This window comes from Thioclava dalianensis, assembly GCF_000715505.1.
Lineage (GTDB): Bacteria > Pseudomonadota > Alphaproteobacteria > Rhodobacterales > Rhodobacteraceae > Thioclava > Thioclava dalianensis.
Map to the genome: position 1 here is coordinate 183,891 of NZ_JHEH01000004.1, position 22,160 is coordinate 206,050.

14 protein-coding genes are annotated in these 22,160 nt (G+C 62.8%); 10 read left to right on the forward strand and 4 right to left on the reverse strand.

The annotated features are described in order from the left end of the window. The first annotated feature begins 29 nt into the window (after positions 1-29). A complete protein-coding gene (locus DL1_RS05155) occupies positions 30-2,477 on the forward strand; it encodes a hypothetical protein (RefSeq protein ID WP_038063406.1) in 2,448 nt (815 codons plus the stop codon). 91 nt (positions 2,478-2,568) lie between these two features. Here DL1_RS05155 and DL1_RS05160 read toward each other — a convergent pair whose 3' ends face one another. Both DL1_RS05160 and DL1_RS05165 read right to left on the reverse strand, forming a co-directional pair. After that, entirely contained in the window at positions 2,569-2,808 is a 240-nt protein-coding gene (locus tag DL1_RS05160) for a DUF2842 domain-containing protein (RefSeq protein WP_038063409.1), read from the reverse strand. A gap of 5 nt (positions 2,809-2,813) precedes the next feature. Then, positions 2,814-4,109: an adenylosuccinate synthase gene (locus tag DL1_RS05165; RefSeq protein WP_038063411.1), complete on the reverse strand. Its 1,296-nt coding sequence runs from the start codon at positions 4,107-4,109 to the stop codon at positions 2,814-2,816. Between the two features lie 316 nt (positions 4,110-4,425). Between DL1_RS05165 and secG the strand changes: the two genes are divergently transcribed. Beyond that, positions 4,426-4,905 (forward strand): preprotein translocase subunit SecG, encoded by a 480-nt coding sequence (gene secG, locus DL1_RS20760; protein WP_051693333.1) that lies wholly within the window; start codon positions 4,426-4,428, stop codon positions 4,903-4,905. Between the two features lie 162 nt (positions 4,906-5,067). Beyond that, positions 5,068-6,711, forward strand: coding sequence for a CTP synthase (gene pyrG, locus DL1_RS05175; RefSeq protein ID WP_038063658.1), 1,644 nt, complete (start codon positions 5,068-5,070; stop codon positions 6,709-6,711). Between the two features lie 207 nt (positions 6,712-6,918). Here the strand turns inward: pyrG and DL1_RS05180 are convergent, their stop codons facing one another. Continuing rightward, a complete protein-coding gene (locus tag DL1_RS05180; RefSeq protein WP_038063413.1) occupies positions 6,919-10,350 on the reverse strand; it encodes a pyruvate carboxylase in 3,432 nt (1,143 codons plus the stop codon). Between the two features lie 161 nt (positions 10,351-10,511). Here DL1_RS05180 and DL1_RS05185 point away from each other — a divergent pair, with 161 nt between their 5' ends. Beyond that, positions 10,512-11,960 (forward strand): TrkH family potassium uptake protein, encoded by a 1,449-nt coding sequence (locus DL1_RS05185; RefSeq protein WP_038063416.1) that lies wholly within the window; start codon positions 10,512-10,514, stop codon positions 11,958-11,960. On the opposite strand, the gene DL1_RS05190 is transcribed toward DL1_RS05185, so the two are convergent. Next, complete coding sequence (locus DL1_RS05190) at positions 11,961-13,784, reverse strand: trypsin-like peptidase domain-containing protein (RefSeq protein ID WP_038063419.1); 1,824 nt, start codon at positions 13,782-13,784, stop codon at positions 11,961-11,963. It lies immediately after the preceding gene. Positions 13,785-13,973: 189 nt separating this feature from the next. Here DL1_RS05190 and DL1_RS05195 point away from each other — a divergent pair, with 189 nt between their 5' ends. From DL1_RS05195 to DL1_RS05220, 6 genes are all read left to right on the forward strand, one after another. Further along, the gene (locus DL1_RS05195) at positions 13,974-14,897 is read left to right on the forward strand and encodes a glycine--tRNA ligase subunit alpha (RefSeq protein WP_038063422.1); all 924 of its coding nucleotides are present in this window, start codon (positions 13,974-13,976) and stop codon (positions 14,895-14,897) included. Continuing rightward, positions 14,894-15,370, forward strand: a complete 477-nt coding sequence (locus tag DL1_RS05200; protein WP_038063424.1) for a DUF6446 family protein — start codon at positions 14,894-14,896, stop codon at positions 15,368-15,370. Before DL1_RS05195 ends, DL1_RS05200 begins: the two co-directional genes overlap by 4 nt. Position 15,371: 1 nt before the next feature. Next, positions 15,372-17,432 (forward strand): glycine--tRNA ligase subunit beta, encoded by a 2,061-nt coding sequence (glyS, locus tag DL1_RS05205; protein WP_038063427.1) that lies wholly within the window; start codon positions 15,372-15,374, stop codon positions 17,430-17,432. 183 nt (positions 17,433-17,615) lie between these two features. Then, a complete protein-coding gene (locus DL1_RS05210) occupies positions 17,616-20,159 on the forward strand; it encodes a putative PEP-binding protein (RefSeq protein ID WP_038063430.1) in 2,544 nt (847 codons plus the stop codon). A 252-nt stretch (positions 20,160-20,411) separates the two neighbouring features. Next, a complete protein-coding gene (locus DL1_RS05215; protein ID WP_038063434.1) occupies positions 20,412-21,101 on the forward strand; it encodes a cell wall hydrolase in 690 nt (229 codons plus the stop codon). 112 nt (positions 21,102-21,213) lie between these two features. Next, positions 21,214-22,134 carry a dihydroneopterin aldolase gene (locus tag DL1_RS05220; protein WP_038063436.1) on the forward strand — a complete coding sequence of 307 codons (921 nt, stop codon included), beginning with the start codon at positions 21,214-21,216 and terminating at the stop codon, positions 22,132-22,134. Positions 22,135-22,160 lie beyond the last annotated feature (26 nt).

Here is a 22,160-nt window from a genome sequence, read left to right on the forward strand (position 1 = left end):
TATGAGGTCCAATAGAAAGCGAGTGGTCCATGATTGGTGCAAGCAAGATCCTTACCGTCTCTTACGGCACTTTTTCGTGCACGCTCGAAGGGTTTGACGAGCCGTTCAATACGATGAAGGCGATTGCGGAGTATTTCCGGGATCTCGCATCTGAGGACCGGTATTTCGGCGCAGAGCCACCGCAACCCGATGCCGAGATGCTTCACAAGATCGCGGAGCGTGAGATCAAGCGCCGTGTTGATGCCAAGATCCAAGAGAACGGGGTGATCCTGCGCCAGCATGACAGCCTGATCGGCGCGCAATCCGAGTCGGAGCCCGAGGTGGCGCAGTCCCCTGAACCGGCGCAGGATCTGGTCGCTGATGAGATGACGACGGCTGCGATTGCCGCCGAGGCTGCACCTGCGGCTGCCGAGGCTGTTGCCCCGGAGGCCAGCGCCGCTCAGCCTGAAGCAGCTGAAGCTCCGGTTGGTACCGCGCCTGAGTCGGTGGCGATGAAATTGCAGCGTATTCGTGCCGCCGTGGCTCGCGCCCGCGCCGAACAGCCCATGACCTATGAAGAGGATGAGCAGACCGATATCGTGTCGCAGCCCTCCGTTGGCTATACCGACGCAGCCGCACCCGATGACGATGCGGATTTCGGCTTTGATCTCGATATTTCCGGCCCGCTGGATGCCGAAGATCTGGATGCGGATGCGCCGCAGTCCGCCTCTGAGGAACCTTCCGCAGCTGAGGCCGCCGCTGAAGAGCCCGCCGACCGTGAGGCCGCGCCCGAGCCGGCAACCGACCCGGCTGATGACACGCTGATCGCGGGGCTCGCCGAGGCCCTTCAGCCCGAGCAATCGCAGGACTTGGTCGATGCCGTGGAGGATGACACGGCTGACGAGGTGGCGCTTGAGCATGCGGAGGATGCCCCCGAGGCTGCCGCAGAGGACGCGCCCGAAACCGCCGAAGCAGAGCCGGAAGCGGTCGCGGAACTGATTGAAGAGGCCGCTGCTGAAGCCGAGCAATCGCCGGTCGAGGAGACCCCCGCCGAGCCCGAGGCGGCTGCGCGCGAAGAGGTGCAGGCCGATGCACCCGCACCCGCTCGGGTTCGGGCGCGCGTGATCAAGGTGCGTCGCCCGACGCCCGCACCGGTCGCACTCAAGACCGAAGCGCCCCAAGAGACCAATGCCGTCGCCGAGGCCGAAGCCGCTCTCAAAGCCGCCCAGTCGCAAGACGAAATGGCCGAGAAAGAAGACGTGGCTCAGAAAGACGAGGCTCAACAGGACAGTGGGGCCGCAGAGGACGCAATCGGTGACGATCTCGCCGCGCGCCTAGCCGCAGAGTTGGGCACCACGACCCCGGAGAAACCCGCAGCCGCCGCGCCGCGCTCCTCGCTCTCGGAAGAGGATGAGGCCGACCTGATGCGCGAACTGGCGATGCTGTCCGACGACGCAGAAATGGCCGAGATCGAAGATAGCTCTGATTTCGACGCAGATGATGCCGACGACGCAGACGATGCCGATCCGGACGCGTTGGATCTGGAAGATGCCGCTCTGGCCGAGGCGCTGGGTCTTGAGACGCCCGAGGAAGCCGACAGCAAAGCGCATGCCGACGCTGACGCGCTCGACGAAAATGACGAGGATGATCTGGCGCTTGAGCCGGACGACGAAGAAGATGCGGATGTCGCGCCGCAGGAGCCCGTGGCGGCACAGACGCGCAACCCGGCTCCGGCTGCCGATGCGCCCGAGGCCGAGATGTCGCGCCTGATGCAAGAGGCCGACAAGCAATCGGCGGGCAAGGAAACCCGTCGCCGCTTTTCCGCTATCGCTCATCTCAAAGCGGCTGTGGCCGCGACCGTGGCAGATCGCATCACCAAGGGTCAGGACACCGCCGGACCGCTGCCGGAGGACGAGCGCGCGACCGAAGCCTATCGCGCGGATCTTTCGCAAGCCGTGCAACCGCGCCGCCCCGTCGCCAGCGGAGGCGAGCGCGTGTCGCGTCGCCCCGAGACCGCGCTGCGCCCCGCGCCGCTGGTTCTGGTGTCTGAACAGCGCGTGGATGTGGATGCCGATCAGCAGGTCGCCAAGCCCGCCGCTCAGGCGCAACCGACGACCCATGTGATCCGTCCGCGCCGTGTCTCGAGCGCGCAGCTGGCCGAAGCCTATGACGCGGAAACCGCAGCCATGGCGTCCGGCGATGCCACGAGCTTTGAGGAATTTGCCGAAACGCTGGGCACGCAGGGCCTGTCGGATCTGCTTGAGGCAGCAGCGGCCTATACATCGGCAGTCGAAGGGCGTCCCTATTTCTCGCCGCCCCAGATCATGCGCAAGCTGACCACGATGAACGCCACCGCAGATGTGCCCCGCGAAGAGCGGATGCGCGTCTTTGGCCGTTTGCTCCGTCAGGGCAAGATCACCAAGGTGAAACGCGGCCAATACGCGATTACCCAAGCCTCGCGCTATTACGACGAGGCCAAGGTGGCCGCCGGGCAGTAAGTCTGGAGAGTGGTGCGGAGTAACGGGGCGGTCCTGCGGGGCCGCCCTTTTGCGTCAGTCGTATCGGAGAAAGACGATCCGCCGAGGCGGATCAGTCTTGCGAGGGCGCGTCCGGGTCGTCCTTGCCGATGCCGGTGAAGACCGGTTTCAGCGGGACGATCCAAAGCATACCGAGGACGACATAGACGACGAGCGAGAACCACCAAGGCATCGTTCCCCAGCGGCCCTCTGCCCAGTTCACCACACTCACCGCGACCACCACGTAAAGCGGCAGCCCGATGACGAGGGCCAGAAGGGCCCCGCGTCTGCGTGCTTTGTAACTCAGCGCCATCGGCCTCAATCCGCGAAAGGATCGGTGACGAGGATCGTGTCTTCACGCTCGGGGCTGGTCGAGAGCATCGCCACCGGGCAGTCGATCAGCTCTTCGATGCGACGGACATATTTGATCGCCGCTGCCGGAAGATCGGCCCAGCTGCGGGCGCCTTCGGTGGATTCGTTCCACCCTTCGATCTCTTCATAGACCGGGGTGCAGCGGGCCTGCTCATCTGCCGCGGTGGGCAGATAGTCGAGCCGCTTGCCATCCAGATCGTAGCCGACGCAGATTTTCAGCACGTCGAACCCGTCGAGCACGTCAAGCTTGGTCAGCGCGATCCCCGAGACGCCCGAGACGGCGCAGGTCTGGCGCACCAGCGCGGCGTCGAACCAGCCGCAGCGACGCTTGCGCCCGGTGACGGTGCCGAATTCCCGGCCACGCTCGCCCAGCCGCTGGCCGTCGGCATCGTCAAGCTCGGTCGGGAAGGGGCCTTCGCCGACGCGGGTGGTGTAGGCTTTGACGATGCCCAGGACGAAATCAATCGCGCCCGGTCCCATGCCCGTGCCGGCCGCCGCTTGGCCTGCGACCACGTTGGAAGAGGTCACGAACGGATAGGTGCCAAAGTCGATATCGAGAAGCGAACCTTGCGCGCCTTCAAACAAGATCCGTTTGCCCTGTTTGCGGTTCTCGGCGAGCACTTTCCAGACGGGCGCTGCGTATTTCAGGATCTCGGGGGCAATCTCCTTGAGCTGCGCGATCAGCCCGTCGCGGTCGATAGGCTCGATTCCAAGCCCCTTGCGCAGCGGGTCATGGTGCTGAAGCGCGCGATCCACACGGGCCGTCAGCGTGGCCTCATCGGCGAGATCGGCCACGCGGACCGAGCGGCGCCCGACCTTGTCTTCATAGGCCGGGCCGATGCCGCGCCCGGTCGTCCCGATCTTGGTGCCCTTGGAGGAGGCTTCTTCGCGGGCGCGGTCCAGCTCGCCATGGATCGGCAGGATCAGGGGGGTGTTTTCAGCGATCATCAGCGTCTCGGGGCTGATCTCGACGCCCTGTTCGCGGATCTTTTCGATCTCGGTCACAAGATGCCACGGATCGAGCACGACGCCATTGCCGATCACGCTGAGCTTGCCGCCGCGCACCACGCCCGAGGGCAATGCGTTCAGCTTGTAGACCTTGCCATCAATGACCAGCGTATGGCCCGCGTTATGGCCACCCTGAAAGCGCGCAATAATATCGGCACGCTCGGACAACCAGTCCACGATCTTGCCTTTCCCCTCGTCACCCCATTGGGCACCGACGACGACGACATTGGCCATTGCTCTCTCCTTGGCAGCTGTCAAACCGCGCGAGGTATAGCGGCTGCGGGCCTGTTGCGAAAGGGTCGAATTGTAAAGCACGCTGCGCGCATCGGGTCCGCGTCGGGTGAGCTGCGCGTTGAGGCGCCTCCGGCGGGGATATTTGGCGATCAAGAGGAAGCAGGAAAGGGGGGCAGGGCTGAGATGCGGCCACGCGCCCCGATGGTTTGATACATTTTGCGCAGCGGTCGGGGGAAAAACCGGCAAGTCGGTCTTGCGCCTTGGGCTGCATCCGCCTAGATAGGCCCGTCAATGAAAGAAGGCCCGGACCCGCGCAATGGAAAACGTCGTTCTCTCGATCCACCTGATCCTCGCATTGCTGCTGATTGGTGTGGTGCTGCTGCAACGCTCCGAAGGGGGCGGGCTTGGTATGGGGTCGTCGAGCTCTTCGAGCGGCGTGGGCGGGCTCATGACCGGTCGTCAGGCCGCGAATGCGATGACCCGGTTGACCTGGATCCTTGCAGCCGCCTTTTTCGTGACCTCGGTGACGCTGACGGTGCTGGCTGCGCAGAAAGCGCGTGACGAATCGGTTCTCGATCGGGCCGGCACTCAGCAGGGCGCCCCGGCTGACACGAACAGCACGGCACCCGCAGGTGGCTCCTCGAGCGGGTCGCTGGGTGTCGTGATGCCGCCGGCGCCGGATGGCTCGGATGCGACGTCGGGCACGAATGCGGGTGAAAGCACCTCGGCCCCTGCAAGCCCTACGAGCTCGGGCGCGAATAGCTCGGGGCCGGTGACGCCGCCGCCTGCGAATTAAGCTGGCCTTGTGCCACAACCCCTTGGGGCGTGGCGAATATCTATCCCAATAACTTGCGGTCCGGTTGCGGGCGGGCCGCGAATCGTGTAAGTATTAAATCCCGTGATCCTGCCCATCTGTGGGCAGGTTAAATTCTCTTATTTGCAGATCACGGGGGTCTTCATGGCACGTTATGTCTTCATCACCGGCGGCGTTGTTTCGTCGCTCGGCAAGGGGTTGGCATCGGCTGCCTTGGGCGCCTTGTTGCAAGCGCGCGGCTTTTCGGTGCGGCTGCGCAAGCTCGATCCCTATCTCAATGTCGATCCCGGCACGATGAGCCCGTTCGAGCATGGCGAGGTTTTCGTGACCGATGACGGGGCCGAGACCGATCTCGATCTGGGCCATTACGAGCGGTTCACAGGGGTTTCCGCGCGCAAGACCGATTCCGTCTCCTCGGGCCGGATCTATTCCAACGTGCTGGAAAAGGAACGTCGCGGCGAATATCTCGGCAAGACGATCCAGGTGATCCCGCATGTCACGAATGAAATCAAAGACTTCCTCAATGTGGGCGATGATGAGGTCGATTTCATGCTCTGTGAAATCGGCGGCACCGTGGGCGATATCGAGGGGCTGCCCTTCTTTGAGGCGATCCGCCAGTTCAGCCAGGATCGGCCGCGCGGCCAGTGCATCTTCATGCATCTCACGCTGCTGCCCTATCTCGCCGCCAGCGGCGAGTTGAAGACCAAGCCGACGCAGCACTCGGTCAAGGAGCTGCGCTCGATCGGTTTGCAGCCTGACGTGCTGGTCTGCCGCTCGGAGCACCCGATCCCGGAAAAAGAACGCGCCAAGATCGCGCTGTTTTGTAACGTTCGCCCCGAAGCCGTGATCCCCGCCTATGATCTCAAATCGATCTACGAGGCGCCGCTGGCCTATCACCGGATGGGGCTCGATCAAGCGGTGCTCGATGCCTTCGGGATCTCGCCCGCGCCCAAGCCCGATATGGGACGCTGGGAAGATGTGATGGACCGGCTGAACCATGCCGAAGGCGAAGTCCGTGTGGCCATCGTGGGCAAATATGTCCAGCTCGAGGATGCGTATAAATCCATTGCCGAGGCGCTGACCCATGGCGGCATGGCCAACCGCGTCCGCGTGAAGGCCGAGTGGATCGACGCGGAGATTTTCGAGACCGAAGATCCCGCGCCCTATCTCGAGAATTACCACGCCATCCTCGTGCCCGGCGGCTTTGGCGAGCGCGGCACCGAGGGCAAGATCCGTGCGGCGCAATTCGCACGCGAGAAAGGCGTGCCTTATCTGGGCATCTGTCTCGGGATGCAGATGGCGGTGATCGAGGCGGCGCGCAATCTGGCCGGTCTCAGCGATGCGGGCTCCGAGGAGTTCGACCACGAAGCCGGGGGCAAGCGCTTCACGCCCGTGGTCTATCACCTGAAGGAATGGATCCAGGGCAATCACCGCGTCGAGCGCAAGGTCGACGATGACAAGGGCGGCACGATGCGGCTGGGCGCCTATTCGGCGGCCCTGCGCGAGGGCTCCCGCGTCGCCGAGGTCTATGACGCAACCGAGATCGAAGAGCGCCACCGTCACCGCTATGAGGTCGACGTCAAATACCGTGAACCGCTCGAGGCCTGCGGGCTCGAATTTTCCGGCATGTCGCCCGATGGCCGCCTGCCCGAGATTGTCGAGCACAAGGATCACCCGTGGTTCATCGGTGTGCAGTTCCATCCCGAGCTGAAATCCAAACCCTTCGCGCCGCACCCGCTCTTTGCGGGATTCGTCAAGGCGGCGCTGGAGCAAAGCCGGTTGGTCTGACGTCTCAATGGGCTGAGGTTCGATAGGAGGGGCGCTGCCCCCTCGGCCTGCGGCCTCACCCCCTTGATATTTCGATCAAGAGGAAGCCGCCTCTTTCATCTTGGACAAAATACCTCGGGGGAGCGCGGCACGCGCGGGGGCGGAGCCCCCTTTTTTCGTCTCAGCAGCGGGCCCGCCTGCGCGCCGGACCCGCCCGCCAAGTTCGGCTTATTCCAGCTCGATGAGGAGATCCTTCGCATCGATCTGTGTGCCGGGGCTGACATGAACCGCTTTCACGGTGGCGTCGCGATCGGCATGCAGGCCGGTTTCCATCTTCATCGCCTCGATGGTGAGCAGCAGATCCCCCGCTTTGACCGCCTGACCCACGCTGACCGCGACGCTTGCGATTGAGCCCGGCATCGGTGCGCCGATATGGTTGGGATTGCTGATATCGGCTTTCGGCTTGGCCGCCGTGGTCGCCTTGACTGCGCGATTGGGGACGCGCACGGCGCGCGGTTGGCCATTGAGCTCGAAATAGACTTTCACATCGCCCAGTTCATCGGTCTCGCCTGTCGTGAGATAGCGGATCTCCAGCGTCTTGCCGGGATCGATCTCGGCGGAGATCTCGGTCTGGGGTTCCAGCCCGTAGAAGAAGGTGGGGGTGGGCAGGGCGCGCACCGGGCCGTAGGTCTCGTGGCGCGTTGCGTATTCGGTGAAGACCTTGGGATACATCAGGTAGCCTGCGAGATCTTCATTGTCGATCTCGCAGTCCAGCTCTTCGGCCAGCGTTTTGCGGGTGGCCTCGATATCCACCGCAGGCAGGTGCTTGCCGGGGCGTTCGGTCGAGGGGTTCTCGTCCTTGAGGACCTTTTGCGAGATCTCCGCGGGCCAGCCACCGGGGGGCTGGCCGAGATTACCGCGCAGCATGTCGATCACCGAGTCGGGGAAGGACATATCCTTAGCGGGGTTGAGCACATCGGCCTTGCTGAGCCCCTGGCTGACCATCATCAGCGCCATGTCACCCACCACTTTCGACGAGGGGGTCACCTTGACGATATCGCCAAAGATCTGGTTGGCATCGGCATAGGCCTGCGCCACCTCGTGCCAGCGCTCTTCAAGGCCCAGCGAGCGAGCCTGTGCCTTAAGGTTGGTGAACTGGCCGCCGGGCATCTCGTGCAGGTAGACTTCCGAGGCCGGGGCCTCGAGGCCGGACTCAAAAGCCGCATATTGATGACGCACGGCCTCCCAATAGTTCGACATCATGCGGATCGCGCCGATATCGAGCCCGGTGTCGCGCTCGGTATGGGCCATTGCCTCGACGATGGACCCCAGGCAGGGCTGCGAGGTGCCGCCTGAGAACGCATCCATCGCGGCATCCACGGCATCGACGCCCGCATCGGCGGCCGCCAGCACCGTCGCGCCGGAAATCCCCGACGTGTCATGGGTGTGGAAATGGATCGGCAGGCCGATCTCATCCTTGAGGGCCGAGATCAACTGGCGCGCAGCGGCCGGTTTCAGCAGGCCTGCCATATCCTTGAGGCCGAGCACATGGGCGCCCGCCGCCTCCAGTTCCTTCGCCATGCCGACGTAATATTTCACGTCATACTTGGCGCGGTCGGGGTCGAGCATGTCGCCGGTATAGCAGATCGTCCCCTCGCAGAGCTTGCCGCTCTCGATCACTGCATCCATCGCGACGCGCATATTCTCGACCCAGTTGAGGCTGTCGAAGACGCGAAACACATCCACGCCGGTTTCGGCGGCCTGTTTCACGAAGAACTGCACCACATTGTCGGGATAGTTCGTATAGCCCACGCCGTTGCTGGCACGCAGCAGCATCTGGGTCATCACGTTGGGCAGATGGCTGCGGATATCGCGCAGGCGCTGCCACGGGCATTCCTGCAAGAAGCGATAGGCCACATCAAAGGTGGCGCCGCCCCAGCACTCGACCGAGAACAGATCGCCCAGATTTGCGGCATAGGCGGGCGCGGCCTTGATCATGTCGATCGAGCGCATCCGGGTCGCCAGCAGCGACTGGTGGCCGTCGCGCATCGTGGTGTCGGTCAGAAGAAGCTTCTTTTGACCCTTCATCCATTCGGCCACGGCCTTGGGGCCTTTTTCCTCAAGCAGATTGCGCGTGCCGGGCTGCGGCGTGCCGATCGCCTCGGGGACGCGCGGCGGGCGCGCCTCGGCAGAGGGTTTGGGGCGGCCTGCGGTCTCGGGATGCCCGTTGACCGTGATATCGGCGATATAGGTCAGGATCTTGGTGCCCCGGTCGCGGCGTTGCTTGAAGTCGAACAGCGCGTCGGTGGTGTCGATGAACTTCGTCGAATAGCTCATATCGATGAAGGTTGGGTGTTTGAGCAGGTTGATGACGAAATCGATATTCGTGCTGACCCCGCGAATGCGGAACTCGCGCAGCGCGCGGTCCATCCGGCGGATCGCCTGATCGGGATCTTGCGCCCAGGCCGTGACCTTGACCAGCAGGCTGTCATAATAGCGCGTGATCACGCCGCCCGCATAGGCGGTGCCGCCATCCAGCCGGATCCCGTTGCCGGTGGCCGAGCGATAGGCGGTGATGCGCCCGTAATCGGGGATGAAGTTGTTCTGCGGATCCTCGGTGGTGACCCGGCATTGCAACGCGTGGCCCGAGAGCGTCACATCGTTCTGGCTTGGCGTGCCGGTCGCCTCGGCCAGTGTCGCGCCTTCTGCGATCCGGATCTGGGCCTGCACGATGTCGATGCCGGTGACTTCCTCGGTCACGGTGTGCTCGACCTGAACGCGCGGATTGACCTCGATGAAATAGAACTGGTCGGTCTCCATATCCATCAGGAACTCGACCGTGCCTGCGTTCTGATATCCGACCGCGCGACCGATCTTGAGTGCGAGCGCGCAGACTTCCTCGCGTTGCGCCTCGCTGAGATAGGGGGCGGGGGCGCGTTCCACGACCTTCTGGTTGCGGCGCTGAACGGTGCAGTCGCGCTCATAGAGGTGATAAAGACCGCCATGGGTGTCGCCCAGAAGCTGCACCTCAACATGGCGCGCGCGCAGGATCATCTTCTCCAGATAGCCCTCGCCATTGCCAAAGGCGGCCTCGGCCTCGCGCCGACCCTCGCGGACTTTCTCGACCAGCTCGGCCTCAGAGGTGATCGGGCGCATCCCGCGCCCGCCGCCACCCCAGCTTGCCTTGAGCATCAGCGGGTAGCCGATCTCGGCGGCCTCGCGCTTGATCGCGTCGAAATCCTCGCCCAGAACGTTTGTCGCGGGGATTACCGGCACATCGGCCTTGATCGCGACCTGACGGGCAGAGGCCTTGTCTCCCAGTGCCCGCATCGTTTCGGCTTTCGGCCCGATGAAGGTAATCCCGGCATTGACGCAGGCATCCACGAAATCGGGGTTCTCCGACAGGAGACCGTAGCCCGGATGGATCGCGTCTGCGCCGCTGGCAAGCGCCACGCGGATGATCTCTTCGATGCTGAGATAGGCGCCGACAGGCGAGAGCCCCTCGCCGATGCGATAGGCTTCATCGGCCTTGAAACGATGCAGCCCCAACTTATCCTCTTCGGCGTAGACCGCGACGGTTTTCTTGCCCAACTCGTTGGCCGCACGCATCACTCGAATGGCAATTTCTCCACGGTTTGCCACAAGGATCTTGTTGAACATCGAAGTCTCCTTAGTCTTTCAAAGTCGCCCAGACGGTAGCGGTGCCGCAGCGCAGCGCAAGGCATATCTGCAAACTTGGGCAAATTTGCTGAAAGGTTCGGTGGGGTTTGCAAAGATAATCGAGCTATTGACTAGCCCCGCCTGCTGGGCATGTTGGGCGGATGATCGATCTGCGCCCGGTAGGCTACATCATCGGTATGCTGACTTCCGTGCTGGGGCTGACGATGCTTATCCCGGCGGCGGTGGATTGGGGATATGGCTCGGCCCATTGGATGATCTTTGTCGAGACGGCGACCCTCACGGTGAGCGCAGGTCTGGTGTTGGCAATCGCCTCGCGCGACGGGCTGCGCCGCACGCTGAGTATCCAGCAGAGCTTTGTGCTGACCACGGCGGTCTGGTTGACCTTGCCCCTCTTCGGTGCGCTGCCCTTCATGATCGGCGTGCCTCATCTGGGGCTGACGGATGCGTATTTCGAGGCGATGTCTGGCCTGACAACCACCGGCACCACCGCAATCGAGCATCTTGATGATCTGCCGCCCGGCGTGAACCTTTGGCGCGGCATCCTGCAATGGCTGGGCGGGCTGGGGATCATCATCGTTGCGATGATCTTTCTGCCGGTGATGAAGGTCGGCGGGATGCAGTTCTTTCGCTCCGAGGGCTTCGATACGCTTGGGAAAATCCTGCCGCGTGCGATGGATATCTCAAGCGCGCTGATCCGCATCTATGTCGGTCTGACCATTGCCTGCGTGGTGGTCTATATGGCGGTCGGGATGACGGGGTTTGACGCGGTGATGCACGCGCTCACGACGCTCTCGACCGGGGGATTTTCGAATTACGATGCCAGTTTCGCGACCTATAAGGGTGCGCCGGAATATGCCTCCTCGATTTTCATGGCGCTGGCCGCGATGCCTTTCATCCGGTTTGCGCAGCTGATGTCGGGCAATGTCACGCCGCTCTGGCGCGACCCGCAGGTCCGCGCTTTCCTGCGCTGGATGGGCTATGCAATCGCGGTGATCGTGATCTATCGGATGATCCGCCATGAGGCCGCCTTCTGGCCCACGCTGCGCGAGGTGACGTTCAACGTCGTCTCGACCTTTACCGGCACCGGCTTTGCCTCCGAGGATGTGACGCAATGGGGGCATCTGGCCTTCACCATCCTGATCATCGCCGGGCTGATCGGGGGCTGTACCTCTTCGACGGCCTGTTCGGTCAAGGTGTTTCGCTACCTGATCCTGTTTGAGGCGATCAAGGTGCAGATCCAGCGGCTCTACTCGCCTCACCGACTGCTGCGGGTGCATTACGATGACGCGCCGGTCGAGGACAGTATCGTCAACTCGGTCGTCGCGTTTTTCTCTCTGTTCATCCTGACTTACGGTGTGTTGATCATCGCGCTGACCTTCACCGGGCTTGAGACCGAGACGGCGATGACCGCCGCCTGGACCTCGATTGCCAATATCGGCCCGGCTTGGGGGCCAGAGATCACCGCCAATGGCTCGGTCGCGAAATTTCCCGACTCCGCCAAATGGCTGATGAGTGCCGCGATGTGCATCGGGCGGCTGGAGCTTATGAGCGTGCTGGTCCTGTTCCTTCCGCGGTTCTGGCGCGCCTGATCATTTCCAGCAGGAAATCTGCACCACGATCTTGTCGGCCATCGCCTGAAGATCCTCGGCGGCCTTCGCCCCGGATGGCTCTGCCGCGCGCGGCGCAAATCCGTTTTGCGACAAGGTGCTGGTCATTGCCTCGGTTTGCAGCGCGACCGACAGCCCGTCTGGCAAAACCCGGCCCGCGCTTTGCGGCAGCGGCAGCAGCATGCCGATCACCGCGCCCGTGCTGTCGAACACCGGCCCGCCCGCATCGCCTGCGCGGGTGCGTGCCTCAAGCCGCGCCTGTCCGGCTTGCCCGTCCAGACCTTTGAGCGCCGAGAGCGTGCCAAAGGTCAGCACCGGAGCGGGCAGGGCCTCGGGATAGGAGAACCCGGCCACGGAAATCGGCACCCCGGCCAGCGGCGCATTGGTTCGAAAGGCCCCGACCGCTTTGGGCGCAAGCCGGTCTTGCGGCTTGAGCACGGCAAAGCCCGTCTTGGTGTCGCTGAAACTCACATCGGCCGGGTGATCCTCGATCGTGATCCGCCCGCAACGGGCGAGCCCCTCTGCGGCGGTCAGCACATCGCCATTGGCATCGATGAAAAAGCCCGAGCGCGAGAAGATCGGTGCGCGCTTCTCGATCCCTGCCATCAGGGCTGCGCGGGTCACCGACATCGGCTGACCAAGCGTGGCATCCAGCGCCGTGGAACCGATGGGTTTGAAACTCGATTTCATCGCGTCGAGCACGCGACCCATGCGTTTCTCATCGCCCTTGGGCCAGACCAGCGTGAAGCCTTTGATCAGCCCCTGCGAGAGGCTGACTTGCGTGTAGGACTGCAGCGCGCTGTTTGTGCCCTCGATGGTGAAGCCGTTGCCGCGCAGATCGCGCGGGCCGTTCACCGGCACGATTTCCAGCGTCTGCATCGCGTCATAGAGGCCGCGCAGCCGGGCCGCATCGCCTTGTTGCGAGATGAGCAAGACCTGAACGCCGCTGCCATCCTTGGGCGCGTAATTCACGAAGGGCGCGTTGTAGCGGTCGAATTTCACGAGGCCCATCGGCAGATCGATCGAGATGCCGGCCTCTTTCTCGGTAACCGGTTCGAGGCCCAACTCGGTGCGCTCGGAGGCGACCTTGTCCAGCAGCGCCTGCTGTTGCGCCGAGGAGAGCACGCCAGTCGGATCATATCCGTTTTTCAACTGCCAATCGGCGATGGAGGCGCGGGTGCCCTGTCCGAAGATCCCGTCGATGGCCCCGGAATAGCTGCCCTCCCAGTCAAGGGCGGTCTGGATCTCGCGACGCTGATCGCGGCTGAGCGCCGCTTCCAGCCGACGCGACTCCCCAATCGTTTCGGGTGCCGCTGTTTCGGGCGCTGCGGCCTCTGGCGCTGCGCTTTCTTCTGCCGGTGACGCCGCGTCGGGCACCTCTGCGGGCAGGGGGGCAATCTCGATATTCGAATCCGGCTCGCCCGGTCCCGGTATCGTTTCGGATTGCGAGGGGGCTGTCCCGAGGCTGGCGCCGACCGGCCAGAATTGTTGCGTGAATTTCCCGCCATCGGCCACGAAACTGTCGCGCGGGATCAGACCTTGCGCACGCAGGGCGCGCAGCCGTTGATTGGCCGTCTGATCATCGGCAAAGGGCCCAATCGCGATGGCATACCAGCCCGAGGTCAGGCGAAAGCCCGAAATTTCCGGAAACATCCCGGCCCAGTCGCGCGCCCGGTCCTCAGCTTGATTGAGCGAGGGCTTGGCCTCGATCTGTACCCAGGCCTGTGCCCAGGCGGTGCCGGTCCAAACCATGGCGGTCAGGCTCGCCCCCACCACAACCGATACCGCTTTGCGACAACCGCGCATCTGCTCCACCTCATCCGTTCTTTTATCGCGCAACTTACCGAAACAAGGGCCAAGGTCACCCCCTGAATTGCGCGCAAAGCTTAGGTTGTGGGCGGCGGGCCGCAGATCGGGGCGATCTTGCTGCGTCGCAGCCGTTGACGGCACTGCCCCCCTTGCCTAGGAAGAAGGCGCTTTGAGAGAGGTGCTGACATGGCCAAACCCGATACCCCCAAGTCGTTTCAGGAGATCATCCTGCGGCTGATGAGCTACTGGGCCTCCAAGGGCTGCGCTGTGTTGCAGCCCTATGACATGGAGGTGGGGGCTGGAACCTTCCATCCGGCCACGACACTGCGGGCGCTGGGCGATCGCCCTTGGGCTGCGGCCTATGTGCAGCCCTCGCGGCGGCCGACCGACGGGCGCTATGGCGAGAACCCGAACCGGTTGCAGCATTACTATCAGTATCAGGTGCTCATCAAACCGAGCCCGCCCGATCTGCAAGAGCTCTATCTGGGCTCGCTTGCCGCAATCGGTATCGATTTGGATTTGCATGACATCCGCTTTGTAGAGGATGACTGGGAGAGCCCGACGCTGGGCGCTTGGGGGCTTGGCTGGGAGGTCTGGTGCGACGGGATGGAAGTCTCGCAATTCACCTATTTCCAGCAGGTTGGCGGTCATGACTGCAAGCCGGTTTCGGGCGAGTTGACCTATGGGCTTGAGCGGCTGGCAATGTATGTGCTGGGCATCGATCACGTCATGGACATGCCCTATAATGACCCGTCAGCTCCGATTGCGCTCAGCTATGGCGATGTCTTCCGCCAGACCGAGCAGGAATATTCCCGCTGGAATTTCGATCAGGCCGATACGGCGATGTTGTTGCAGCATTTCGAGGATGCCGAGGCGGAATGCGGTCGCATTCTGGCCGCTGAGGAGCGCGATGACGCGGGCCGCGCGATCATCATGGCCCATCCCGCTTATGATCAGTGCATCAAGGCGAGTCACCTGTTCAACCTGCTAGATGCGCGCGGCGTGATCTCGGTGACCGAACGGCAGGCGTATATCGGACGTGTGCGCACGCTCGCCAAGGCCTGTGCGGATGCCTTCGTGCGCACCGAAGCGGGCGGGGCGGTCGCGTGAATGGCAAATACATCGGAGGCGGTATCGTGATCATCGCGCTGCTTTTCGGCGCCGGTGTCTATTACGCGCAGGAATATGCCTATTACCAAAACGTTTCGGCTGACGCGGCTGACGCCGATCTCACACTTGCGCAGATCGACAGTTCCGTGCTCGAGCCGATTGCCGTGCAGGGCTACGAGGGGATCGACGCGGACAGCTCGCCCCTGCGCTACCGCGCCTGTTTCCACACCGATCTGTCGATTGCGACCGCGACCGAAACCTATCAGGTCTATGCCGATCCTAAGCCGTTGAACGGGCCGAACTGGTTCAAGTGCTACGACGCCAAGAAGATCGGTGCGGATCTCGAACGCGGCGACGCGGTCGCGTTCCTGTCGCATCATGACATCCACCCCGGCGTTGACCGCGTGGTGGCGATTTATCCTGATGGCCGGGCATTCGTCTGGCACCAACTGAATGATGAGGCGGAGAAGTAACATGCCCGATCTTCTGATTGAACTGTTCTCCGAAGAGATCCCCGCGCGGATGCAGGCGCGCGCGCGTGCCGATCTGCAAAAGCTGATCACCGATGGCGTGGTCGAGGCCGGATTGACCTATGCTTCCGCAGGTGCGTTTTCGACACCGCGGCGTCTGGTTCTGGCCGTGGAGGGGCTGACGGCCCATTCGCCGACCCTGCGCGAAGAACGCAAAGGTCCGCGCACCGATGCGCCGGAAAAGGCGCTTGAGGGGTTTTTGCGTTCGACGGGGCTTGCCAAAGAGCAGCTTGAGATCCGCGACGACAAGAAGGGTCAGGTCTATTTCGCGACCCTCGAAAAGCCCGGGCGGCCCGCGACAGAGATCGTGTCCGAGGTGCTCGAGCGCGCGATCCGCACTTTCCCCTGGCCGAAATCGATGCGCTGGGGGGCAGGGACTCTGCGCTGGGTGCGGCCGTTGCATTCCATTCTGGCGATTTTGTCGGATGAGGCGGGCGCCACGATCGTTCCGCTCGAGATTGATGGGATCACAGCAACGGATACATCGCGAGGCCATCGGTTCATGGCACCCGAACCGTTTCGGGTGATCGGGTTTGAGAATTATGCGCGTCAACTCAAGGTTGCCAAGGTGGTGCTCGATCCGCAAGAACGCGCCGATACGATCTGGCATGATGCCGAGCAGATGGCCTTTGCAAAGGGCTGGGAGGTTGTCGAGGATAAGGGGCTTCTGGCGGAAGTTGCAGGGCTCGTCGAATGGCCGGTCGTCTTGATGGGCGAGATTGATGCAGAATTCCTCACGCTGCCGCCCGAAGTGCTGCAAACCAGCATGCGCGAGCATCAGAAGTTCTTCTCGGTACGAAACCCCAAGACCGGTCGCATCGAGGGCTTCGTGACGGTTGCTAATCGCGAGACCGCCGACGAGGGCGCAACGATCCTTGCGGGCAATCAGAAGGTGCTCTCGGCGCGTCTGTCCGACGCCAAGTTCTTCTGGGAAAATGACCAGCGCCTGATTGCCGGAAAAGGGCTGGAGGGGATGGCGGCTGGCCTAGACGCCGTGACCTTCCACAATAAACTCGGCTCGGTCGGAGATCAGGTTCGTCGGATCGAAGCACTGTCGCGCGAGATCGCACCGCTCGTCGGTGCGGATCCCGAATTGGCCGCTCAGGCAGCGCGCGTGGCGAAAGCCGACCTGAGGTCGGAAATGGTCTACGAATTCCCCGAATTGCAGGGTGTCATGGGCCGATACTATGCGAAAAGTACAACTCTCCCCGATCCGGTAGCTGATGCCGTGCGTGATCATTATGCGCCGCTCGGCCCATCGGACGCCGTACCGAGTGAGCCCGTTTCCGTAGCCGTTGCGCTGGCCGAGAAGATCGACAAGCTCACCGGCTTCTGGGCGATTGACGAGAAGCCGACGGGGTCCAAAGATCCGTTCGCCCTGCGCCGTGCGGCCCTCGGTGTGATCCGGTTGGTTCTGGAGAACGGGTTGAAACTGTCTTTGACGGAGCTTTTCGCCGCCGCACAGCCGGACGCGGATCAAGCCGACCTTCTGGTGTTCTTCCATGATCGGCTCAAGGTTTTCCTGAAGGATCAGGGGATCCGCTATGACGTGATCGATGCGGTGCTGGCGATGCCGGGCAGCGATGATTTGGCGCGTGTGGTGAAGCGGGCCGAGGCCTTGTCGGAGACGCTCAAGACCGAGGATGGTGCCAACCTTCTTCAAGGCTTCAAGCGCGCCAACAATATCCTCACGCAGGCCGAGGAGAAGGACGGAGTCGAATATAGCTTCGGTGCGGATGTGAAATTCGCGGAAACCGAGGAAGAAAAGGTCCTGTTCAAGGCTCTCGACGCGGCAGAGGCGCGGATCGACCCGGCTATGCAGGCTCAGGATTTTGGCGCGGCGATGGCGGCAATGGCCAGTTTGCGCGGACCGATCGACGCGTTTTTTGAGGCGGTTCAGATCAACGCAGACAATGCGGTGCTTCGGCGCAATCGTCTCAATATGCTCTCGCGGATTCGCCAGATTTGCCTGAGTGTCGCCGATCTGACCCGGCTTGAAGGTTAGGCCCGTTCTATCTGCGAAAAACCGGACACCCGAAACCTTTCGGGTGTCCGGTTTTTCGTTTGATCTCCCGGTGGCGCATTGCAGTTGCGTTGTTGAATAGTGACGCCGCGTCTTTCATCAGAGTGACACACTTGCGGGGCGGGAATTTCAGCCTATTCTTCGGGTGTGGAGGGCTTCGCTGCAATGCAGAAACTTGCTGAAAATGCTGAATTTGTGGCTTTGACGCCCGGCGCACGTGTCGAGACGGCTCGGCACGGATGGCGTGCAAAATGCCTTCAGCGTCTGATCCGGCTGGAATTGCCGGTCCCCAAAACCGTTGCGCTGCCCGCACAATCCGTGCGCGCGATCGCCTCGGGGCAGGGGATCGACACGGTCGCGATGGCGGGTGAGTTTGGGGCCAACATGCTGGTATCGGTTCGGCCCAGTCCGGAAAACCCGGCATGGGGTGGCCCCGGTACGGTCCTCAATGTCGGCATGAATGACGAGATGCATGCGATCTTGTCCAATACGCATGGTACCGAGACGGCAGATGCGCTTTATCTGCGCTTTGTTCAGGGATACGCGCTTCATGTCGCGCGCCTCGATCCAGATATGTTTCAGCAAGAAACCGGGCCGGGTGCGCTGGAAGCTGCGCTTGATGCCTATGAGGAAGAAACCGACTCGCGATTTCCGCAAGCGCCTGCGCAGCAATTGGCAGAGGTTCTGCGCTCGATGGCGCGGGCTTGGGAAGGTACGACGGCGCGGCTCTTGCGGCAGGCCAAAGGCGCGCCACCTGATGCCGTGCTTGGGCTTGTTGTGCAAGATATGGCACTGGGGATCGGGCCCGGACTGTCCGGCTCTGGGACGATCCAGTTCGTGGATTCGGTGACGGGCGCGCAGGAGATCCGGGGACGGTTCCGCGATCAAAGCCAAGGGCGCAGCAGTTCCATAGAGGCGCTCTATCTGACGCGCGATCAACGCGGCGCCTCGCTTGAAGAGGCCGATCCGTCCGTTTTTGCCGACCTGAAACGTTTCGGAGCCGCTTGTCGGGTCAAGCTGCGCGAGGAAATGCAGCTCGAATTCACGGTGGAATCGGGGCAAGTGCATGTCATTGACGCGGTGCGTGTCCAGCGCTCCGCCCGCGCGGCCGTCAAGATCGCGGTGGCTTTGGCCGAGGATGACGTCATCTCGCGCGCCGATGCCCTGTTGCGCGTCGAACCGCGTGCGATCACCGAATTGCTGCATTATCAAATAGATCCGCGCGCACCGCGCGACGTGCTGGCACGGGGTATCGCGGCGTCGCCGGGGGCGGCGACGGGCAAGGTGGTGTTTACCGCCGCTGCCGCGCAGGCTTCGGCGGCGCGCGATGAGCCCTGTATTTTGATACGCCGTGAGACCTCGCCCGAGGATATCCGCGGGATGCATGCCGCGGTGGCGGTGTTGACCGAACGGGGCGGGATGACGAGCCATGCGGCGGTGATCGCGCGGGGCCTTGGGCTGCCCTGTATCGTCGGCTGCTCGGAGATCGAGATCAACGCGCGCGAGCGGCAATTTCGCGGCCCTAAGGGCAGGATCTTCCGGGAAGGCGATGTGGTGACGCTCGACGGGACCAATGGGGAAGTGCTCGTCGGCACGGCCGAGATGCTCGCCCCGGCCCTCGATGACGGCTTTCGGACCTTGCTGCATTGGGCCGATCTGGTGCGCGATATCGGGATCCGGGCCAATGCCGACACGCCCGATGATGCGCGCACGGCGATGATGTTCGAGGCCGATGGAATCGGGCTGTGTCGGACCGAGCATATGTTCTTCGACGAAGATCGCCTGACGGTGATGCGCGAGATGATTTTTGCCGATAGCCCGGAGGACCGGCGCGCTGCGCTGGAGCGGCTTCTTCCGATGCAACGCGCTGATTTCCTGTCGCTTTTCGAGCTGATGAAGGGGCAGCCGGTTTGCATCCGGTTGTTTGACCCGCCGCTACACGAATTTCTGCCACATGACCGGGAAGGGATGCGGGAGTTGGCCGAAGCTCTGGACCGCCCGCTGTCCGAGGTCGTGCGCCGGACCGAGGCGCTCAGCGAGTTCAACCCGATGCTGGGGATGCGCGGGGTGCGGCTTGGCATCACTGTGCCCGAGATCTACGACATGCAGGCGCGCGCGATTTTCGAGGCGACAGTCGAGGCCAAGATGCGGGGAGCCGAGATCATTCCCGAGATCATGATCCCTCTGGTTTCTGCCTCACGTGAGGTCGAGATCGTGAAGACCCGAATCGATTCGGTTGCGGCAACCGTGCGCAATGAGACCAAGACACGGTTCACCTATAAGCTGGGCGTGATGGTCGAGACGCCCCGGGCGGCGTTGCGGGCCGGAGAGATCGCAGAACACGCGGCGTTCCTCTCGTTCGGGACCAATGACCTTACGCAGATGACCTATGGTCTGTCGCGCGACGATGCAGGCCGCTTCATGTCGACCTATGTCAATCAGCAGGTCTATTTCGAGGATCCGTTCCATATTCTCGATGTCGAGGGAGTGGGGGAGCTATTGCTGATGGGGGCCGCACGCGCCCGCGGCGCGCGTCCTGATATCACCATTTCGGTCTGTGGCGAGCATGGCGGCAACCCCGAATCAATCGCCTTTTGTCGGGCGGCGGGCTTCGATTATGTTTCCTGTTCGCCCTTCCGGGTGCCGGTTGCACGGCTTGCAGCGGCCCATTTCGCGCTTTTGGCACCGCGCGGGAGGGGCGCGCCCTAACCCAAGGGTAATTGCGCTCGAATTTTCGCCCGATCGCTCTTTTTCTATTGGCTTTTAGCATAGCTCACGCTATCGCGAGAAAAAGGCCGTCACGCGGATTTGCGCGCACGGTTTTGGCAGGTTTCCGCCGCCGATCCTGTGGGATCTGCGCCTAGGTTCCCTGTTTTCTGGACTTTTTTTCTTCATGACGTTAAGTGAGCCTCGGTCACGCCCTTGGGGGGATGTGGCGATTGTCCTTATCGGAAGATAAACATGTCAGTGCTGAAAAGCTGGACCGGGGGCGCTTTGATCCTTCTGGCCTGTGCCGGAGGCTTGCGTGCCGAAGTAACGGTGAGCCAGTCCAATAACCAAGGTGAAGTTGCCGAACAGGGCCTGATGTCGGTTCTGTGGCAGGAGCGCACGGCGATGAGCGCGATCGACAAGCGTCGCGTGACCGCGCTCACGATGGCACCTGCCCATTCGAAGAAAGTTGCCAATCACGGGGCTCTGCCCGGCTTGCTGTCTGCTGCTTGGCTCTCGCAGCAGCCTAAGGCCACCGGCGGGGCGCAGTTCGAATGCCTTTCGCGCGCGCTTTATTTCGAAGCACGAGGCGAGACGGTCAAAGGCCAGCAGGCTGTGGCTGAAGTAATTCTCAACCGAGTGGATGACCCGCGGTTTCCAGGCTCGATCTGTGGCGTCGTTCACCAGTCGAACGCGCGCGGCTGCCAGTTCAGCTGGTATTGTGACGGTCGCAAGGACACGGTGCGCAACGCCAGTGCCTTTGCACGTGTGGCCAAGGTGGCGCGTGCGATGATGGATGGCGCGCCGCGCAGCCTGACCGATGGGGCGACCTATTTCCACACGCTCAGGGTCCGTCCGCGCTGGTCGCATCGTTTCGACAGGACTGCTTCGATCGGGCATCACGTGTTTTACGCCAATCCGATCCGCACGGCCTCGAACTGAGGGCGCGGCCCGTCTTGGTCGCAGATCGTCACTGCTATGACGTAAGAGGGTGGGCTTCGGCGCACCCTTTTTGCTATCAACACGCATGATCGAACAACTTCGGGAGGGACGCATGAGTTCCGACATTTCACAAGCGTTTGCCCATCCCGAAGAGCGGGCGCGTGCCTCGGCTCCGACAGATCCGCGGGATCGGATTTCGCTGCGCGATCATATCGTCGAGGCCGATATTGGTGCGTTCCAGCAAGAGCGGGGGCACTCGCAGCGGCTTCAATTCAATGTCGTGGTCGAGGTGCGCCCGATCCCAGAGCCGCTTGAGGATGATGTCGACCGGATTCTCTCTTATGATCGCATCACCGAGGCAATCGCGGATGAGCTGAGCGAGGAGCGGGTCAATCTGCTTGAAACCTTGGCGGCGCGTGTGGCCGAACGGATTCTCGCCGCGCCGCAGGCGATGCGCGTCTTTGTGCGGATCGAAAAGCTCGACCGTGGACCGGGGGCCCTTGGCGTCGAGATCGTGCGCGCGCGTGCGGCCTCTCCTGTGAAGGGCACGAATGCGAGCGGCGTCGAAACCGCCCTGCATCCCGTCGTGGCCTATCTCTCCAACCCGGTGTTCACGCAAGAGGATCTCGGGCGCAGGCTCGATGTGCTGCAAGCCTCGGGGCTGCCGGTGATCCTGACCGTCGGGCTGCCCGATGGGGAAATTCCGCAAAGCGGGCAGGGGCCGACCCAGCGCCGGATCGATCTGCTGGCAATCGAGCAGAATGCCTGGCGGCTGGCGGCGCGCGATCCGCGTTGCGTCGTGGTCGCGACGCGCACCGAGATCGACTGGGCGATGCGCCATGGCCAGATGGTGGTCTGGGCGCCCTCAAAGATCGTGCTGGACGCGGTCGATGGTCCGGGCGCGCCCGCGCGAGATGCGGTGGCGCTCGCGCTGTGGCTCTCAGAGCAGTTGGCGGCGACGCGGCTTGAGCTTCACGGAGATGTTTCAGCCCCGGCGGGAAGCCGCGTGCCGATCACCATCTCGGGCGTTTGAAGCGCTTGAAACTTCTGCGCCGATGC

Bases quoted from the DNA above. Each gene is read 5' to 3' on its own strand.
- DL1_RS05160 (WP_038063409.1), bottom strand. From the start codon at position 2,808: ATGGCGCTGAGTTACAAAGCACGCAGACGCGGGGCCCTTCTGGCCCTC.
- DL1_RS05185 (WP_038063416.1), top strand. From the start codon at position 10,512: ATGATCGATCTGCGCCCGGTAGGCTACATCATCGGTATGCTGACTTCC.
- DL1_RS05180 (WP_038063413.1), bottom strand. From the start codon at position 10,350: ATGTTCAACAAGATCCTTGTGGCAAACCGTGGAGAAATTGCCATTCGA.
- DL1_RS05165 (WP_038063411.1), bottom strand. From the start codon at position 4,109: ATGGCCAATGTCGTCGTCGTCGGTGCCCAATGGGGTGACGAGGGGAAA.
- DL1_RS05215 (WP_038063434.1), top strand. From the start codon at position 20,412: ATGTCAGTGCTGAAAAGCTGGACCGGGGGCGCTTTGATCCTTCTGGCC.
- glyS (WP_038063427.1), top strand. From the start codon at position 15,372: ATGCCCGATCTTCTGATTGAACTGTTCTCCGAAGAGATCCCCGCGCGG.
- DL1_RS05195 (WP_038063422.1), top strand. From the start codon at position 13,974: ATGGCCAAACCCGATACCCCCAAGTCGTTTCAGGAGATCATCCTGCGG.
- DL1_RS05220 (WP_038063436.1), top strand. From the start codon at position 21,214: ATGAGTTCCGACATTTCACAAGCGTTTGCCCATCCCGAAGAGCGGGCG.
- DL1_RS05155 (WP_038063406.1), top strand. From the start codon at position 30: ATGATTGGTGCAAGCAAGATCCTTACCGTCTCTTACGGCACTTTTTCG.
- DL1_RS05210 (WP_038063430.1), top strand. From the start codon at position 17,616: ATGCAGAAACTTGCTGAAAATGCTGAATTTGTGGCTTTGACGCCCGGC.
- pyrG (WP_038063658.1), top strand. From the start codon at position 5,068: ATGGCACGTTATGTCTTCATCACCGGCGGCGTTGTTTCGTCGCTCGGC.
- DL1_RS05190 (WP_038063419.1), bottom strand. From the start codon at position 13,784: ATGCGCGGTTGTCGCAAAGCGGTATCGGTTGTGGTGGGGGCGAGCCTG.
- secG (WP_051693333.1), top strand. From the start codon at position 4,426: ATGGAAAACGTCGTTCTCTCGATCCACCTGATCCTCGCATTGCTGCTG.